The sequence below is a fragment of the Salmonella sp. NW38 genome (genome assembly GCF_051807745.1).
GTDB classification, from domain to species: Bacteria; Pseudomonadota; Gammaproteobacteria; order Enterobacterales; family Enterobacteriaceae; genus Salmonella; species Salmonella enterica.
Map to the genome: position 1 here is coordinate 230,377 of NZ_JAMMTO010000004.1, position 17,826 is coordinate 248,202.

The following is a 17,826-nucleotide window of genomic DNA, read 5'->3' on the forward strand; positions in this document are numbered from 1 at the left end:
TAGCAAAAATAGGCTTAAAAAGCACCTCAGGGAATAGTCTTAATCCGAAACTATGTCAACCATTAACGATAACAGACAGCAATAATGCCAATAAAATGTGGTGCTTATCGCAAATAGAGGCGTTTTTTTGCGCCTCGTCGCTCACCCTCGCGCCTCCTCCTGCGCGACTCTCTGCGGGGGAGGAGTTCATTCGCCTAAAAACCAGGCAAGCTGATGAATATTGCCCACAAAGGATAGCGTGATGAAACTTGCCGCCTTCGCTCTGACGCTGATACCCGGTATCGCGATCGCCTCATCATGGACCTCGCCCGGTTTTCCAACGTTCTCGACGCAGGAAACCGGACGCTTTACCAGCCATGCTGCATTAACAAAAGGTACACGCGCGTTAACGCTCCATATTGACCAGCAGTGCTGGCAGCCCTCCGGCGCTATAAAACTCAACCAAATGTTGTCGTTAAAACCCTGCGAAGGCGCGCCACCGCAATGGCGTTTGTTTAAAGATGGCGACTATACAATAACGGTAGATACCCGCTCCGGTACGCCGACCCTGTTGTTATCGATAAAAACTGAACCTGAACGCACCGCGCAGCTCGCCCGCCAGTGTCCCGTCTGGGATGGTTCGCCGCTCACGCTGGATGTTCGCCAAACCTTTCCGGAAGGGACAGTAGTGCGCGATTATTACAGTGGTCAAACCGATACCGTCCAAAACGGGCAAATCACGCTGCGACCTGCCGACAGCCACGGGCTTTTATTGCTGGAACGCGCGGAAACCCATGCATCAGCGCCTTTTAACTGGCGCAACGCCACCGTTTATTTTGTGCTTACGGATCGCTTTCGCAATGGCGATCCAACCAACGACCACAGCTATGGTCGCCATAAGGATGGTATGCAAGAGATTGGCACTTTCCACGGCGGCGATTTGCGCGGGTTGACGAGTCAGCTGGACTATCTACAGCAATTAGGCGTGAACGCCTTGTGGATAAGCTCGCCGTTTGAACAGATCCACGGCTGGGTCGGCGGCGGAACAAAAGGCGATTTTCCTCATTACGCCTATCACGGCTATTACACTCAGGACTGGACGACGCTGGATGCCAATATGGGCAGCGAAGCCGATCTCCGCGCGCTGGTCGACGGCGCGCACCAGCGCGGCATCCGTATTTTATTTGACGTAGTAATGAATCATGCCGGTTACGCCACGCTGGCGGATATGCAGGAGTATCAGTTCGGCGCGCTCTATTTATCCGGCGCGGAACGGCAAAAAATTCTCGGCGATCGCTGGACAAACTGGCGACCCGCCGCCGGACAAAGCTGGCACAGCTTTAACGACTACATCAACTTCAGCGACAGCGCCGCCTGGGAAAAATGGTGGGGGAAAAAGTGGATTCGTACCGATATTGGCGACTACGACAGTCCGGGATTTGACGATTTAACCCTGTCGCTGGCCTTCCTGCCGGATATAAAAACGGAATCTACCACGCCTTCCGGCCTACCCGCGTTCTATGCCAACAAGCCTGATACTAAAGCAAAGTTCATTGAAGGCTATACGCCACGGGATTATCTGACTCACTGGTTAAGCCAGTGGGTGCATGATTACGGCATTGACGGGTTCCGGGTCGATACTGCCAAAAATGTTGAGCTTCCTGCCTGGCAACAGCTAAAAACCCAGGCCAGCGCGGCATTACGCGAATGGAAGCAGGCCAATCCGGACAAAGCGCTGGATGATAGCCCGTTCTGGATGACTGGCGAAGCGTGGGGCCACGGCGTCATGAAAAGTGACTATTATCGCTATGGTTTCGACGCGATGATCAATTTTGATTATCAGGAGCAGGCCGCGAAAGCGGTCGATTGCCTGGCGGAAATGGGGCCAGTCTGGCAGCAGATGGCGGATAAAATGCAGGATTTCAACGTATTAAGTTACCTCTCCTCGCATGATACGCGCCTTTTCCGTGAGGGCGGTGATAAGGCGGCGGAACTGCTGCTGCTTTCGCCGGGCGCGGTGCAGATCTTTTACGGCGATGAATCCGCTCGTCCCTTCGGCCCCACCGGCTCCGACCCCCTGCAAGGCACCCGTTCAGATATGAACTGGCAGGACGTGAGCGGAAAGTCAGCCGCAGCCGTCGCGCACTGGCAGCGTATTAGCCAGTTCCGCGCCAGACATCCCGCCATCGGCGCAGGCCAACAAACCACGCTGACGCTAAAACACGGGTACGGTTTTGTACGCCAGTACGGCGACGATACGGTGATGGTCGTCTGGGCAGGCCGCCGCTAATCATGGCGCTACCGGTCCCCTCGCGTACCGGTAGCCCCTTCAAAATAAAAAACTAACCTGATAAAAATTTGTAGCATAAAACATCAATACCACCGCCTGACCCCCATTTGCGCCCCGCCATTTGTAGCGTTATGGTTATCCACTTTGACAGACAGTTCGATAGATCACCCGTTATGACATTTTCACTTTTCGGCGATAAATTTACCCGCCATTCAGGCATTACCCGCCTGATGGAGGATCTCAACGACGGCTTACGCACGCCAGGCGCCATCATGCTTGGCGGCGGTAACCCGGCACACATCCCTGCAATGCAGGATTATTTCCAGACGCTACTGACAGAGATGGTAGAAAGCGGCAAAGCCGCTGATGCGCTTTGTAATTATGACGGTCCCCAGGGAAAAACGGCGCTACTGAATGCACTGGCCGTACTGCTACGTGAAACGCTGGGATGGGATATCGAACCACAGAATATTGCGCTGACAAATGGCAGTCAGAGCGCGTTTTTCTACTTATTTAATCTCTTCGCCGGACGTCGCGCCGACGGCAGTACGAAAAAGGTACTATTCCCGCTTGCGCCGGAATACATCGGCTATGCAGATTCCGGTCTGGAAGACGACCTCTTCGTTTCGGCGCGCCCGAATATTGAACTGCTGCCGGAAGGCCAGTTTAAGTATCACGTCGATTTTGAGCATCTGCACATCGGCGAAGAAACGGGGATGATTTGCGTCTCGCGCCCGACCAACCCAACCGGTAACGTTATCACCGACGAAGAGCTGATGAAGCTGGACAGACTGGCGAATCAGCACAACATCCCACTGGTGATTGATAACGCTTATGGCGTACCGTTTCCGGGCATTATCTTTAGCAAGGCGCGCCCGCTGTGGAACCCTAATATTATCCTATGCATGAGCCTCTCAAAGCTGGGGCTGCCCGGTTCCCGCTGCGGGATTATCATCGCCAATGATAAGACGATTACCGCCATTGCCAACATGAACGGCATTATCAGCCTTGCGCCCGGCGGCATGGGTCCGGCGATGATGTGCGAAATGATTAAGCGTAACGATCTGCTGCGGCTGTCGGAAACGGTTATCAAACCTTTCTACTATCAGCGCGTTCAACAGACGATCGCGATCATTCGTCGCTATTTATCCGAAGAACGCTGCCTGATTCATAAACCGGAAGGCGCAATATTTTTGTGGCTGTGGTTTAAAGATCTGCCGATTACCACCGAGCTACTCTATCAACGCTTGAAAGCGCGCGGCGTGCTGATGGTGCCGGGCCACTATTTCTTTCCCGGACTGGATAAACCCTGGCCGCACACACACCAGTGTATGCGGATGAACTACGTGCCTGAACCGGATAAAATCGAGGCGGGCGTAAAAATTCTGGCAGAAGAGATTGAACGCGCCTGGCGTGAAGGCTGACGGTTATTCCGGCCATCATGCAGGCCGGAACGACGTTCAGAAAGGTTGAGAATAGAGGCGCTGGCGCTGCACGTGTGCTGCGTCAACGCACTGTAACGCACTGGTCGGGCAGGCTTCCACGCACGCCGGCCCCGCTTCCCGATGCCAGCAAAGATCGCATTTAATCGCCTGCGCGCCTGACGCGGACGCCACCACGGTCATCGCACCAAACGGGCAAGCCAGCATACAGCTTTTACAACCAATGCAGCGCGATGGCGTCACGAAGATATGCCCCCGGTCACGGCGAATCGCCTGTACCGGGCAGACATTCGCGCACGGCGCGTCCTCACACTGATGGCAGACCGTGGCCGTGGTGAAGCTATCCTCTTTTATCACCCGGATACGCGGCACAAAGTCCGCCGTCGTCACCGCCGCGCTATTCTGCTGTTCCTGGTGCGACACCACGCAGGCGACCTCGCAGGTACGACACCCGATACACGCCGACGCATCCGCCATAATAAACCGGTTCATTGTTCTCCCCCTGCGTTAAAACGCCAGAATGCCAGAGAGCCATTCCCCGCCGCTTTGATCCCACTACGCAAACGGACAAATTTTGTCAGATGCCTGATAAAACCTGGCGAGCTGTCTTATTCGCGAACGGTAAATCCCAGCTCATTAGAGATAGCCTGTGCGGTTTCACGCAACGGTTTGAGCAGATTTTTCTCGCCGATCTGTTTTAGCCGTGACGTCGACAGTGAAATAGAAATGGCGTAAGGCACTCGATGGTGAATATCAAACACAGGCACAGCAATACAGGAAACGCCCAGTTCATTTTCTTCGCGATCCATCGCCATGCTGGTTTCACGAATTTGCGCCAGCTCATCGTACATTGCTGGTAAATCGGTAATGGTATTACGAGTCAGCGGCTGGATCTGATCTTTATGGCTTTCCCAGTAAGACGCCACATAATCCGGCTGACCAAACGCCATATAAATTTTCCCCATCGCCGAGCAGTACAGCGGCATATGCTGGCCAATGTAGGCTCGCGTGCGCAGCATACCGGTGGTCGGTTCCAGCTTATAAATCAGGATAGCGTGATCATCTTCACGGCTGGAAAAATTCACCGTCTCGCCGGTGGCCAGGTTGAGCGCCTCAAGGTGCGGTGCCGCAACGTGGATGATATTCAGCGATGACAGGGCTTTTTGGCCGACGGCAATAAACTTTGTCGTCAGACGGTAGCTTCCGGCCGCCGGCGCTGGCGTCACGTATCCGCAGGATTGAAGCCCCTGCAACAAACGATGGACGGTACTCTTGTTCAACCCCGCCAGCTCCGACAGGTGCGCCAGTGGGCAACCGTTCGGGTAGTTACTCAAAATTTCTATCAACATCAGGCCACGAAACAGGCTCTGACTCCCCGCAGGCTTCTCTTTATCGTTGTTCTGGCTCATCAGAAAACTCTCTCCTTTCTTGGGCGATCAGATGGTAGCTCAAAGTGTGTTGCAGTTCACGATATCAGCATAAAAAACATAACCCGATGATTTTAATCGTTTTTAAAAAGCTTCTCTGGCGTTGCCATGTCAATTTTTGATCTATATATTTGGAACTGAATTTCGCATTATGAAATTTATAGACAAAAAAACATACTAAAATTTCTAACAATCGACCAGGAGAACAGGGATGAAAGTAACTTTCGAAGAGTTAAAAGGGGCCTTCTACCGCGTCTTGCGGTCGCGGAATATTGCGGAAGATACCGCCGACGCCTGCGCGGAAATGTTCGCTCGCACCACCGAGTCCGGTGTCTATTCCCACGGCGTGAACCGCTTTCCCCGCTTCATCCAGCAACTGGATAACGGCGACATTATTCCTGATGCTAAACCGCAGCGGGTTACCAGCCTCGGCGCCATCGAACAGTGGGATGCTCAGCGCGCTATCGGCAACCTGACGGCGAAAAAGATGATGGACCGGGCCATCGAGCTGGCTTCCGATCATGGTATTGGCCTGGTGGCGTTACGTAATGCTAACCACTGGATGCGCGGCGGCAGCTACGGCTGGCAGGCGGCGGAAAAAGGCTATATCGGCATTTGCTGGACCAACTCCATCGCCGTCATGCCGCCGTGGGGCGCGAAAGAGTGCCGTATCGGTACCAATCCGCTGATCGTCGCCATCCCGTCTACGCCGATCACGATGGTAGATATGTCGATGTCGATGTTCTCCTACGGGATGTTAGAAGTTAACCGTCTGGCGGGCCGCGAACTGCCGGTGGACGGCGGTTTCGACGATAACGGTCAGTTGACCAAAGAACCGGGTGTGATCGAGAAAAATCGCCGCATTTTACCGATGGGTTACTGGAAAGGATCTGGTCTGTCGATTGTGCTGGACATGATTGCCACCCTGCTTTCCAACGGCTCTTCCGTTGCCGAAGTGACCCAGGAAAACAGCGATGAGTATGGCGTCTCACAGATTTTCATCGCCATAGAAGTGGATAAGCTGATCGATGGCGCAACCCGCGATGCCAAACTGCAGCGGATTATGGATTTCATCACCACTGCTGAACGCGCCGACGACAACGTCGCGATTCGGCTGCCCGGCCACGAATTTACCAAATTGCTGGATGACAACCGCCGTCACGGTATCACCATTGACGACAGCGTCTGGGCCAAAATTCAGGCGCTGTAAGGAGCCACATCATGATTTTTGGACATATTGCGCAGCCTAATCCGTGCCGGCTACCGTCGGCCATAGAGCAGGCGCTCGATTTCCTGCGCAATACGGACTTTCGCACGCTGGAACCTGGCGTAGTGGAAATCGACGGCAAAAATATCTTCGCGCAGATTATCGATATGACCACCCGCGATGCTGCTGAAAATCGTCCGGAAGTCCATCGCCGCTATCTGGATATTCAGTTTCTGGCATGGGGCGAAGAGAAAATTGGGGTTGCCATTGATACCGGTAATAATCAAATCAGCGAGTCATTATTAGAACAGCGCGATATTATTTTTTATCACGACAGTGAACATGAATCATTCATTGAAATGATACCGGGAAATTATGCCCTGTTTTTCCCGCAGGATGTTCATCGTCCAGGTTGTAATAAAAGCATTGCTACGCCGATACGGAAAATAGTCGTAAAAGTCGCCATAGACGTTTTATAAAATAGAGTTTACTGGAGCACAAAATGAAAAATAATACCGGTTATATTATCGGTGCGTACCCTTGTGCACCCTCATTTCACCAGAAGAGTGAAGAGGAAGAGACGGAATTCTGGCGGCAACTCTCTGATACTCCGGATATCCGGGGGCTGGAGCAGCCTTGTCTTGAACATCTTCACCCGCTCGGCGACGAGTGGTTATTGCGCCATACACCGGGAAACTGGCAAATCGTGGTCACCGCGATAATGGAAACCATGCGCCGCCGTAGCGAAAACGGCGGTTTTGGATTAGCGTCCAGTGACGAGGAACAGCGTAAAGCCTGCGTGGAGTACTATCGTCATCTGCATCAGAAGATCAATAAAATCAATGGGAACAATACCGGCAAAGTCATAGCCCTTGAGCTTCATGCCGCTCCTCTGGCGGGCAATCCGAACGTGGCGCAGGCAACCGACGCCTTTGCGCGCTCATTAAAAGAGATTGCCAACTGGGACTGGTCCTGCGACCTGGTGCTTGAACACTGCGACGCGGTGACCGGCCCCGCACCGCGCAAAGGATTCTTACCGTTGGTAAACGTACTGGAAACTATTGCCGACTATGACATAAGCGTCTGCATTAACTGGGCGCGCTCGGCTATTGAAGGGCGGGATACCTCTCTACCACTGATCCACACGCAGCAGGCCAAACAGGCTGGAAAACTCGGGGCGCTGATGTTCTCCGGTACAACGCTGGATGGAGAATACGGCGAATGGCAGGACCTCCATGCTCCGTTTGCACCTTTCTGTCCACAAAGTCTGATGACGGAGAAACATGTTAAAGAACTCATTACCTCCGCCGCTCCCGAACTGTTGCAGTTTACCGGTATTAAATTGTTGGAAATCAATGCCAGCGCCGATATTAATCACCGCATCAATATATTACGCGATGGTATTAACATGATGAAAAAGGCCACACGCCGCTAACCTGAATTAAACATCATCACCTTAATTCTCGGCCTGCAACTCAACGTTGCGCCGACCTAATATAAACCAAACATAAGAAATTAAGTTCCACTATTCAGCATCGAAAGAAATAAGTTTCTATAACCTGATGGAGTCGTTATGAAACGGGTACTTGAGGGCATACTTGCGGTATTAATTGCCGTACTTTCCTGCATTGTATTTATTAACGTTATTTTACGTTACGGTTTTGAGAGCAGTATTTTGTCGGTAGATGAACTATCACGTTATCTATTTGTATGGCTGACGTTTATTGGCGCCATCGTTGCATTTATGGATAACGCTCACGTTCAGGTCACTTTTGTGGTGGAAAAACTTTCGCCAGCGAATCAGCGTCGACTCTCGCTGCTGACACATTCGCTGATTTTATTGTTATGCATCGCATTAGGCTGGGGCAGCCTGCAAAAAGCGTTGCAGGACTGGAGCGATCACTCGCCAATCCTCGGTTTACCGATCGGCCTGATGTATATCGCCTGTCTGCCCACAAGCGTTGCCATCGCGTTAATCGAGCTGCGTCGGCTTTATCACTTAATAACGCGTAACGATTCCTTTCAACAACCACAGCAAGGAGCCTAATCATGGCCGTGGTGATATTTCTCTGCTGCCTGCTCGGCGGGATCGCGATAGGTTTACCCATCGCCTGGTCGCTGCTGCTTTGCGGCGCTGCTCTGATGGCATACCTGGATATGTTTGACGTGCAGATTATGGCGCAAACTTTGGTTAACGGCGCGGACAGCTTCTCCCTGCTGGCCATTCCCTTTTTTGTTTTGGCCGGTGAAATCATGAACGCGGGCGGCCTGTCAAAGCGAATCGTCGACCTGCCGATGAAGCTGGTCGGCCATAAGCCCGGCGGCCTGGGCTACGTGGGCGTTATTGCGGCAATGATTATGGCCAGCCTTTCCGGCTCTGCGGTAGCAGATACCGCTGCGGTCGCCGCGCTGCTGGTGCCGATGATGCGCTCCGCAAACTATCCGATCAACCGCTCCGTTGGGTTAATCGCTTCCGGCGGGATCATTGCGCCAATTATTCCGCCCTCGATTCCTTTTATTATCTTCGGCGTTTCCAGCGGCTTGTCGATCAGCAAGCTGTTTATGGCCGGGATCGCACCGGGCATCATGATGGGCGCGGCGCTTATGCTCACCTGGTGGTGGCAGGCCGGGCGATTAAATCTCCCTTCTCAGCCTAAAGCAACACCGCGTGAAATCTGGCAATCATTGGTTTCAGGTATCTGGGCGCTGTTTTTACCGGTGATTATTATCGGCGGCTTCCGTTCCGGACTTTTCACGCCAACGGAAGCAGGAGCGGTTGCCGCGTTTTACGCCCTCTTTGTCGCCGTGGTTATCTATCGGGAATTAACGTTTTCCAGTCTCTACCACGTGCTGGTCAATGCCGCCAAAACGACGTCAGTCGTCATGTTTCTGGTGGCCGCAGCTCAGGTATCCGCCTGGCTGATTACGATCGCGGAATTACCCATGATGGTGTCAGATTTGCTGCAGCCGCTGGTCGACTCTCCGCGACTCTTATTTATCGTCATTATGATCTCAATTATGGTCGTCGGTATGGTGATGGACTTAACGCCAACGGTGTTAATTCTTACCCCTGTATTATTGCCATTAGTTAAAGAAGCCAATATTGACCCGATTTATTTCGGCGTCATGTTCATTATTAACTGCTCTATTGGATTAATCACACCGCCCGTTGGCAACGTCCTCAACGTTATTTCCGGGGTAGCAAAATTGAAATTTGATGACGCGGTAAGAGGCGTATTCCCTTACGTTGTCGTACTGATGTCGTTGCTGGTTTTATTTATTTTTATTCCCGAGCTAATTATCACACCGATTAAATGGATTAATTAAAGGATAATATTATGAAATTACACGTTATTGCTCGTTCATTATTGATAGCAGGTCTGACAGTTTTCAGCGTGTCGTCTCTGGCGGCACAATCTTTACGTTTTGGTTATGAAACACCGCAAACTGACTCCCAACATATTGCCGCGAAAAAATTTAACGAATTATTAAAAGAAAAAACCAACGGCGAATTAACGCTAAAACTCTTTCCTGACAGCACATTAGGTAACGCCCAGGCAATGATCAGCGGGGTGCGCGGCGGAACCATTGATATGGAAATGTCCGGTTCGAACAATTTCACCGGCCTGGCCCCTGTATTCAACTTACTTGATGTCCCCTTCCTGTTTCGCGATACCGCGCATGCGCATAAAACGCTCGACGGTAAAGTCGGCGATGAACTGAAAAAATCACTCGATTCAAAAGGGTTAAAAGTCCTCGCCTACTGGGAAAACGGCTGGCGCGACGTCACCAACTCCCGCGCGCCGGTAAAAACGCCGGGCGATTTGAAAGGCTTAAAAATCCGCACTAACAACAGCCCAACGAATATCGCGGCCTTTAAAATCTTCGGTGCCAACCCTATTCCGATGCCGTTCTCCGAAGTCTATACCGGCCTCGAAACCCGTACGATTGATGCCCAGGAACACCCTATCAACGTCGTGTGGTCAGCGAAATTCTATGAGGTACAGAAATACCTCTCCCTCACTCATCACGCCTATTCGCCTCTGCTGCTGGTGATCAATAAAGCCAAATTCGACGCTTTAAGCCCGCAGTTCCAGGAGGCACTGCTGAGTTCCGCCAAAGAAGCGGGTGACTATCAGCGCAAACTGGTCGCCGAAGATCAGCAAAAAATTATCGATGGCATGAAAGAAGCCGGAGTTGAAGTCCTGACCGACATCGACCGTAAAGCCTTCAGCGATGCGCTGGGCAGCCAGGTACGCGATATGTTCCTGAAAGACAACCCACAGGGCGCCGACCTCCTGAAAGCCGTGGATGAGGTGCAATAAGCCATGAGCAATTACTGGCTGGGGTTAGATTGTGGTGGGAGTTGGCTAAAAGCCGGATTGTACGATGGCGCAGGCCGGGAAGTAGCTGTGCAACGCCTGCCGCTGCATGCTTTAAGCCCGCAGCCGGGCTGGGTTGAACGCGATATGACCGAACTGTGGCAACAGTGCGCCTCGGTCATCAGCAAACTACTGGCGCACACAGGGGTGAGCGGCTCACAAATCCGCGGTTTGGGTATTTCAGCTCAGGGTAAGGGCCTGTTCCTGTTAGATAAAAGCGATCGGCCATTAGGTAAAGCGATACTCTCTTCCGACCGTCGCGCCATGGAAATTGTCCAGCGCTGGCAAAAAGAGGCGGTTCCGCAAAAACTCTACCCGCTGACCCGACAAACCCTGTGGACCGGGCATCCGGTCTCCCTTTTACGCTGGGTAAAAGAGAATGAGCCGCAGCGCTACGCGCAGATAGGCAGCGTCATGATGACGCATGACTATCTGCGCTGGTGCTTAACCGGCGTTAAAGGCTGTGAGGAGAGCAACATCTCCGAGTCCAACCTCTACAACATGGCGACGGGCCAGTACGACCCGCGCCTGACCGAGTGGCTGGGCATCAGTGAAATCGACAGCGCGCTGCCCCCCGTGGTGGGTTCAGCCGAAATATGCGGGGAGATCACCGCTCAGGCGGCCGCCATCACCGGTCTGACGGTGGGCACCCCCGTCGTCGGCGGCCTGTTTGACGTGGTTTCCACCGCCCTTTGCGCCGGTATTGAGGATGAATCAACGCTCAATGCGGTGATGGGTACCTGGGCCGTCACCAGCGGCATCGCTCACGGTCTGCGCGACCATGAGGCCCACCCTTACGTCTATGGCCGCTACGTCAATGACGGGCAGTATATCGTTCACGAAGCCAGCCCGACCTCCTCCGGCAACCTTGAATGGTTCACCGCCCAGTGGGGCGACCTCTCTTTTGATGAGATCAACCAGGCGGTTGCCAGCCTGCCGAAAGCCGGTAGCGACCTTTTTTTTCTGCCGTTTCTCTACGGCAGCAATGCTGGACTGGAGATGACCTGCGGCTTTTACGGCATGCAGGCGCTGCACAATCGCGCGCACCTGCTACAGGCGCTCTATGAAGGCGTGGTCTTCAGCCATATGACCCACCTCAACCGGATGCGTGAACGTTTTACCGACGTTTGCGCCCTGCGCGTTACCGGCGGACCGGCCCACTCCGACGTCTGGATGCAGATGCTGGCGGACGTCAGCGGTTTACGCATTGAGCTGCCGCAGGTGGAGGAGACCGGCTGCTTCGGCGCGGCGCTGGCTGCCCGCGTCGGCACCGGCGTATATCGCGATTTCCGCGAGGCCCAACGCGACCTGCAGCACCCGGTGCGCACGCTGCTGCCGGACATGACCGCACACGCCCTCTACCAGCGCAAATACCGCCAATACCAGGATTTGATTGAAGCACTACAGGGCTATCACGCCCGTATTAAGGAGCACGCATTATGAGCCGACCATTACTGCAACTGGCGCTCGACCATACCCAACTTCAGGCCGCGCAGCGCGATGTTGCCCTGCTACAGGATCATGTCGATATCGTTGAGGCTGGCACCATCCTCTGTTTAACCGAAGGCCTTAGCGCGGTGAAAGCCCTGCGAGCGCAGTGCCCGGAAAAAATCATCGTCGCCGACTGGAAAGTGGCCGATGCCGGTGAAACCCTGGCGCAGCAGGCTTTTAGCGCTGGCGCCAACTGGATGACTATCATCTGCGCTGCGCCGCTCGCAACCGTCGAGAAAGGCCATGCCGTTGCCCAGTCCTGCGGCGGTGAAATTCAAATGGAACTGTTCGGCAACTGGACGCTGGACGACGCCCGAGACTGGTATCGCGTCGGGGTTCGCCAGGCGATTTACCACCGCGGACGCGATGCGCAGGCCAGCGGGCAGCAGTGGGGAGAAGCGGATCTGGCGCGCATGAAGGCGCTGTCCGACATTGGCCTTGAACTGTCAATTACCGGTGGCATTACCCCGGCCGATCTGCCGCTGTTCCGCGACATTAACGTTAAGGCATTTATCGCCGGACGTGCGCTGGCAGGTGCCGCCCATCCGGCGCAGGTCGCCGCCGAATTCCACGCCCAAATTGACGCCATCTGGGGATAACAACATGCGTAATCATCCATTAGGTATTTACGAGAAAGCACTGGCGAAAGATCTCAGTTGGCCAGAGCGGCTGGTGCTGGCAAAAAGCTGCGGTTTTGATTTTGTCGAGATGTCGGTGGACGAAACGGATGAACGCCTTTCGCGCCTCGAATGGACCTCGGCTCAGCGCGCATCTCTGGTGAGCGCGATGCTGGAAAGCGGCGTCGCCATCCCGTCGATGTGCCTCTCCGCCCATCGTCGCTTCCCTTTTGGCAGCCGCGACGAGGCGGTGCGCCAGCGGGCGCGTGAAATCATGACCAAAGCCATCCGTCTGGCGCGCGATCTGGGGATACGCACCATCCAGTTAGCGGGTTACGACGTCTATTACGAAGAGCACGACGAAGGCACCCGGCAACGTTTCGCCGAAGGGCTGGCGTGGGCGGTAGAACAGGCTGCGGCTGCGCAGGTGATGCTGGCGGTGGAGATCATGGATACCGCGTTTATGAACTCCATCAGCAAGTGGAAAAAGTGGGACGAGATGCTTTCGTCACCGTGGTTCACCGTTTATCCAGACGTCGGCAACCTCAGCGCCTGGGGGAACGACGTGACCGCCGAGCTGAAGCTGGGTATCGACCGTATCGCCGCTATCCACCTGAAAGACACGCTGCCAGTGACCGGTGACAGCCCCGGCCAGTTCCGCGACGTGCCGTTTGGCGAAGGGTGCGTTGATTTTGTTGGCATCTTCAAAACGCTGCATGAGCTGAATTATCGCGGTTCATTTCTGATTGAGATGTGGACAGAGAAAGCCAGTGAGCCGGTGCTGGAAATTATCCAGGCGCGACGCTGGATTGAATCACGGATGAAGGAAGGAGGTTTCACATGTTAGAGCAACTGAAAGCCGAGGTGCTGGCGGCCAACCTGGCCCTCCCGGCGCACGGGCTGGTCACCTTTACCTGGGGCAACGTCAGCGCGGTCGATGAGACGCGTAAACTGATGGTCATTAAGCCTTCCGGCGTTGAATATGAGGTAATGACCGCCGACGATATGGTGGTGGTAGAGATCGCCAACGGCAAGGTCGTTGAAGGCAACAAAAAACCGTCGTCCGATACCGCGACCCATCTGGCGCTCTATCGCCGCTATCCGCAGATCGGCGGGATCGTGCATACCCATTCCCGCCATGCGACGATCTGGTCGCAGGCCGGGCTCGATCTGCCCGCCTGGGGCACCACCCACGCCGACCATTTCTATGGCGCGATCCCCTGTACCCGACTGATGACCGTTGAGGAAATTAACGGCGAGTACGAGTATCAGACCGGCGAGGTGATTATTAAAACCTTTGAAGAGCGCGGTCTGGATCCGGCGCAAATCCCGGCGGTATTGGTTCATTCACACGGCCCGTTTGCCTGGGGTAAAAATGCCGCCGATGCCGTCCACAACGCCGTGGTGCTTGAGGAGTGCGCCTATATGGGGCTGTTCTCGCGCCAGCTGGCCCCGCAGCTACCGGATATGCAATCTGAACTGCTCGATAAACACTATCTGCGTAAACATGGCGCGAATGCCTATTACGGGCAGTAACAGCCTATGTCAGATGGCGGCTGCGCCTTATCCGACCTACAAGATTTGCAATATCAATACGTTGCGATGAACTCTTGTAGGCCCGATAAGCAAAGCGCCATCGGGCATTCAGTTTGCAACCGCGTTGTCAGAGGGCCAAAGATTATACTCAAGAATTAACGTGTTCCTTACTGTAGCGCCGCTTCCAGGCGGTAGGCGTCAGGCCGGTGTGCTTGCGGAAGATCTGGCGAAAGTAACCAACGTCATTAAAACCGCACCGCTCCGCCACCTCTTTTAACGAACGCGCGTCGCTAATCAGCAACTTTTCCGCCTCGCGCACCCGCTGGCGGTGGATGGCTTCCGTTAGCGTAAGCTGAAATACCCGCCGATAAACGCGTCCCAGATAATCCACATTGCAATGCAGTTCTTTCGCCAGAACCGAGCTGGAAAGCGGCAGGTGATAGTGCGTTCGAATCAGTTGCTGTACTTTCCAGGCCAGCGACACGCCAGCGGCCTCGGCGTTTTCATTCTGCCGGGCGTCAACGGTAAGCTGCTGCAAAATCAGCAGCACGATGAACTCCAGCGCCGGGCTGCGCTGGTGCTTTTCCTGCTCGTTCATAAACTGGCGAAAAAGCGCAATCAGCGCCTGCGGATCGGCAACCTGGGTATGCTGCGGCACGGAAAGATGCGTCAGCCAGCGCGGGTCGCTGTCCGGCGCTTTGACCTCAAAATGGAGCCAGTAAAATTTAAGATCGGCGGGAAACTCCTCAACGCCAATATGGCGGCGATGCGGCCAAAGCAACAGGCTTTCCCCGGCTTCAACACAGAAAACACATTCTTCTTCCTGAATTTTCAGGCAGCCTTTTTCCACAAATATAATTTCCCACGATTGCAGACGCCTGGCAGGATGACGCCCAATGCCGCGAGAAATAAATAATCCGCCGTTTTGGACTTTAATCGGTAATGTTATGGATAATTCGAGCATTAATATGTCATTTCCCGCTCATTCAGCACCGTATTTCATATTAGCCTTTGATTATTAACTAAAAATAGTCATTTCACTCGATCCATCTCACATTTTTAAATACGGGTCGGAATCGTCATCTTTTTTTACTCTTTTATCGCCTTGTCGCTCACCGCTATCTGGGCAAAATGAATCAGGTCATAACGCGAAAATAAAAATTACTGCCATAAAATACCCCGTCAGCGAGGAATATCTATGACCTCTATAGCCTTAAGGAGCACGAAATGAACGTACTGGAAGTCGATCTGCATAAACTGACGGTCAGCGATCCGTTCCTTGGACAGTATCAACAACTGGTTCGCGATGTGGTTATTCCTTACCAGTGGGATGCGTTAAACGATCGTATTCCAGAGGCTGAACCCAGCCATGCCATTGAGAATTTCCGCATTGCCGCAGGACAGCAGACGGGCGACTTTTACGGCATGGTCTTTCAGGACAGCGACGTGGCGAAATGGCTGGAAGCGGTTGCCTGGTCACTGTGCCAGAAGCCCGATCCCGCGCTTGAGAAAACCGCCGATGAGGTGATTGAACTGGTGGCCGCCGCGCAGTGTGACGATGGCTATCTCAATACGTACTTTACGGCAAAAGCCCCGCAAGAACGCTGGAGCAACCTGGCGGAGTGCCACGAGCTTTATTGCGCCGGGCACCTGATTGAAGCGGGCGTCGCCTTCTTTCAGGCCACCGGCAAGCGTCGGCTGCTAGACGTCGTTTGTCGCCTGGCCGATCATATCGACAGCACTTTCGGCCCTGGCGAAAATCAGCTGCACGGCTATCCGGGCCACCCGGAAATTGAGCTGGCGCTGATGCGTCTGTATGAGGTAACAGAGCAGCCGCGCTATATGGCGCTGGCAAGCTACTTTATCGAACAGCGCGGCACCCAACCGCACTTCTACGACGAAGAGTACGAAAAACGCGGCCAAACCTCTTACTGGCATACCTACGGCCCGGCGTGGATGGTCAAAGATAAAGCCTACAGCCAGGCGCATCTGCCAATTTCGCAGCAGCAGACGGCCATTGGCCACGCGGTACGTTTTGTCTATCTGATGACTGGCGTGGCGCATCTCGCTCGCCTGAGCAACGATGAAGGCAAACGCCAGGACTGCCTGCGCCTGTGGAAAAATATGGCGCAACGTCAGCTGTATATCACTGGCGGGATTGGCTCGCAGAGCAGCGGCGAAGCCTTTAGCTGCGATTACGATTTACCGAATGATTCGGTCTATGCGGAAAGCTGCGCTTCAATCGGCCTGATGATGTTCGCCCGCCGGATGCTGGAAATGGAAGCCGATAGCCAGTACGCCGACGTGATGGAGCGCGCGCTGTACAATACCGTCCTCGGCGGTATGGCGCTGGATGGCAAGCATTTCTTCTACGTCAACCCGCTGGAAGTGCATCCAAAATCGTTAAAATTCAACCATATTTACGATCACGTTAAGCCCATTCGCCAGCGCTGGTTTGGCTGCGCCTGCTGCCCGCCGAACATCGCCCGCGTGCTCACCTCCCTTGGTCACTACATCTACACGCCGCGTGCGGATGCGCTGTACATCAATATGTACGTGGGTAACAGCCTGGAAGTACCCGTTGAAAATGGCGCGCTCAAACTGCGAATCAGCGGGAACTACCCGTGGCATGAGCAGGTGAAGATTGCCATCGACTCTGTGCAGCCGGTACATCACACGCTGGCGCTACGCCTGCCGGACTGGTGCCCTGAGGCAAAAGTGACGCTCAACGGGCTGGAAGTGGAGCAGGATATTCGCAAAGGTTATCTGCATATCCGTCGAACCTGGCAGGAGGGCGATACGATAACCCTGACGCTGCCGATGCCGGTTCGCCGCGTGTATGGCAATCCGCTGGCGCGTCACGTCGCCGGTAAGGTCGCCATTCAGCGCGGGCCGCTGGTCTATTGCCTTGAGCAGGCCGATAACGGCGAAGAACTGCATAATCTGTGGTTACCGAAAGAGAGTGAGTTCCGGGTCTTTGAGGGCAAAGGGCTTTTTGCGCATAAGATGCTGATTCAGGCTGAAGGCGAGAAGCAAAGCGCCCCAGATGCGCAGCATCAGGCGTTGTGGCACTACGATAACGCGCCGTCATCGCGCCAGCCGCAGACGCTAACGTTCATTCCGTGGTTTAGCTGGGCCAACCGCGGCGAGGGCGAAATGCGGATTTGGGTCAACGAGCGGTAATACTGTGCCGGATGGCGGCTGCGCCTTATCCGGCCTACAAGATTTGCAATATCAGTATATTGCGATGAATTTTTGTAGGCCCGATAAGCGAAGCGCCATCGGGCATTACCACCAGGCTGATATCAATTCGGTAGGCCCGATAAGCGAAGCGCCATCGGGCATTACCACCAGGCTGATATCAATGCGGTAGGCCCGATAAGCGCAGCGCCATCGGGCATTACCACCAGGCTGATAACAATGCGGTAGGCCCGATAAGCGCAGCGCCATCGGGC

At 54.1% G+C, this 17,826-nt stretch carries 17 protein-coding genes; 13 read left to right on the forward strand and 4 right to left on the reverse strand.

Going from position 1 to position 17,826, the window contains the following annotated elements:
• The first annotated feature begins 241 nt into the window (after positions 1 to 241).
• Positions 242 to 2,269, forward strand: coding sequence for an alpha-amylase (locus tag NA624_RS09385; RefSeq protein ID WP_000761301.1), 2,028 nt, complete (start codon positions 242 to 244; stop codon positions 2,267 to 2,269).
• Between the two features lie 173 nt (positions 2,270 to 2,442).
• Positions 2,443 to 3,693 carry a valine--pyruvate transaminase gene (gene avtA, locus NA624_RS09390; RefSeq protein WP_000144388.1) on the forward strand — a complete coding sequence of 417 codons (1,251 nt, stop codon included), beginning with the start codon at positions 2,443 to 2,445 and terminating at the stop codon, positions 3,691 to 3,693.
• A 36-nt stretch (positions 3,694 to 3,729) separates the two neighbouring features.
• On the opposite strand, the gene NA624_RS09395 is transcribed toward avtA, so the two are convergent.
• Both NA624_RS09395 and yiaJ read right to left on the reverse strand, forming a co-directional pair.
• A complete protein-coding gene (locus tag NA624_RS09395) occupies positions 3,730 to 4,203 on the reverse strand; it encodes a 4Fe-4S dicluster domain-containing protein (RefSeq protein WP_001078817.1) in 474 nt (157 codons plus the stop codon).
• A 116-nt stretch (positions 4,204 to 4,319) separates the two neighbouring features.
• Positions 4,320 to 5,120, reverse strand: a complete 801-nt coding sequence (gene yiaJ / locus NA624_RS09400; protein WP_000081338.1) for an IclR family transcriptional regulator YiaJ — start codon at positions 5,118 to 5,120, stop codon at positions 4,320 to 4,322.
• Between the two features lie 229 nt (positions 5,121 to 5,349).
• Here yiaJ and yiaK point away from each other — a divergent pair, with 229 nt between their 5' ends.
• The 10 genes from yiaK (at position 5,350) to araD (ending at position 14,371) form a co-directional block, all read left to right on the forward strand.
• Entirely contained in the window at positions 5,350 to 6,348 is a 999-nt protein-coding gene (yiaK, locus tag NA624_RS09405; RefSeq protein WP_000869008.1) for a 3-dehydro-L-gulonate 2-dehydrogenase, read from the forward strand.
• 11 nt (positions 6,349 to 6,359) lie between these two features.
• Positions 6,360 to 6,824 carry a YhcH/YjgK/YiaL family protein gene (locus NA624_RS09410; protein WP_000576099.1) on the forward strand — a complete coding sequence of 155 codons (465 nt, stop codon included), beginning with the start codon at positions 6,360 to 6,362 and terminating at the stop codon, positions 6,822 to 6,824.
• Between the two features lie 23 nt (positions 6,825 to 6,847).
• The gene (locus NA624_RS09415) at positions 6,848 to 7,780 is read left to right on the forward strand and encodes a DUF4862 family protein (RefSeq protein WP_000794973.1); all 933 of its coding nucleotides are present in this window, start codon (positions 6,848 to 6,850) and stop codon (positions 7,778 to 7,780) included.
• 138 nt (positions 7,781 to 7,918) lie between these two features.
• On the forward strand, positions 7,919 to 8,392 hold the full coding sequence (gene yiaM / locus NA624_RS09420; protein WP_000832313.1) for a 2,3-diketo-L-gulonate TRAP transporter small permease YiaM: 474 nt from the start codon (positions 7,919 to 7,921) through the stop codon (positions 8,390 to 8,392).
• A 2-nt stretch (positions 8,393 to 8,394) separates the two neighbouring features.
• A complete protein-coding gene (gene yiaN / locus NA624_RS09425) occupies positions 8,395 to 9,672 on the forward strand; it encodes a 2,3-diketo-L-gulonate TRAP transporter large permease YiaN (RefSeq protein ID WP_000301821.1) in 1,278 nt (425 codons plus the stop codon).
• A gap of 11 nt (positions 9,673 to 9,683) precedes the next feature.
• Positions 9,684 to 10,670: a 2,3-diketo-L-gulonate TRAP transporter substrate-binding protein YiaO gene (gene yiaO / locus NA624_RS09430; protein ID WP_000766342.1), complete on the forward strand. Its 987-nt coding sequence runs from the start codon at positions 9,684 to 9,686 to the stop codon at positions 10,668 to 10,670.
• Positions 10,671 to 10,673: 3 nt separating this feature from the next.
• Positions 10,674 to 12,170: an FGGY-family carbohydrate kinase gene (locus tag NA624_RS09435; protein WP_000074067.1), complete on the forward strand. Its 1,497-nt coding sequence runs from the start codon at positions 10,674 to 10,676 to the stop codon at positions 12,168 to 12,170.
• Complete coding sequence (gene ulaD, locus NA624_RS09440) at positions 12,167 to 12,817, forward strand: 3-keto-L-gulonate-6-phosphate decarboxylase UlaD (RefSeq protein ID WP_000089523.1); 651 nt, start codon at positions 12,167 to 12,169, stop codon at positions 12,815 to 12,817. Before NA624_RS09435 ends, ulaD begins: the two co-directional genes overlap by 4 nt.
• A gap of 4 nt (positions 12,818 to 12,821) precedes the next feature.
• The gene (locus NA624_RS09445; RefSeq protein ID WP_001244042.1) at positions 12,822 to 13,682 is read left to right on the forward strand and encodes an L-ribulose-5-phosphate 3-epimerase; all 861 of its coding nucleotides are present in this window, start codon (positions 12,822 to 12,824) and stop codon (positions 13,680 to 13,682) included.
• Positions 13,676 to 14,371: an L-ribulose-5-phosphate 4-epimerase gene (araD, locus tag NA624_RS09450; protein WP_000893166.1), complete on the forward strand. Its 696-nt coding sequence runs from the start codon at positions 13,676 to 13,678 to the stop codon at positions 14,369 to 14,371. The genes NA624_RS09445 and araD overlap by 7 nt, the downstream gene beginning before the upstream one ends.
• Positions 14,372 to 14,519: 148 nt before the next feature.
• Here araD and NA624_RS09455 read toward each other — a convergent pair whose 3' ends face one another.
• Positions 14,520 to 15,335, reverse strand: a complete 816-nt coding sequence (locus tag NA624_RS09455; protein ID WP_000891809.1) for an AraC family transcriptional regulator — start codon at positions 15,333 to 15,335, stop codon at positions 14,520 to 14,522.
• A gap of 263 nt (positions 15,336 to 15,598) precedes the next feature.
• Here NA624_RS09455 and NA624_RS09460 point away from each other — a divergent pair, with 263 nt between their 5' ends.
• Entirely contained in the window at positions 15,599 to 17,554 is a 1,956-nt protein-coding gene (locus NA624_RS09460; protein ID WP_001101496.1) for a glycoside hydrolase family 127 protein, read from the forward strand.
• A gap of 105 nt (positions 17,555 to 17,659) precedes the next feature.
• Here NA624_RS09460 and NA624_RS09465 read toward each other — a convergent pair whose 3' ends face one another.
• Positions 17,660 to 17,821, reverse strand: coding sequence for a hypothetical protein (locus NA624_RS09465; protein WP_001208055.1), 162 nt, complete (start codon positions 17,819 to 17,821; stop codon positions 17,660 to 17,662).
• Between the last annotated feature and the right edge of the window lie 5 nt (positions 17,822 to 17,826).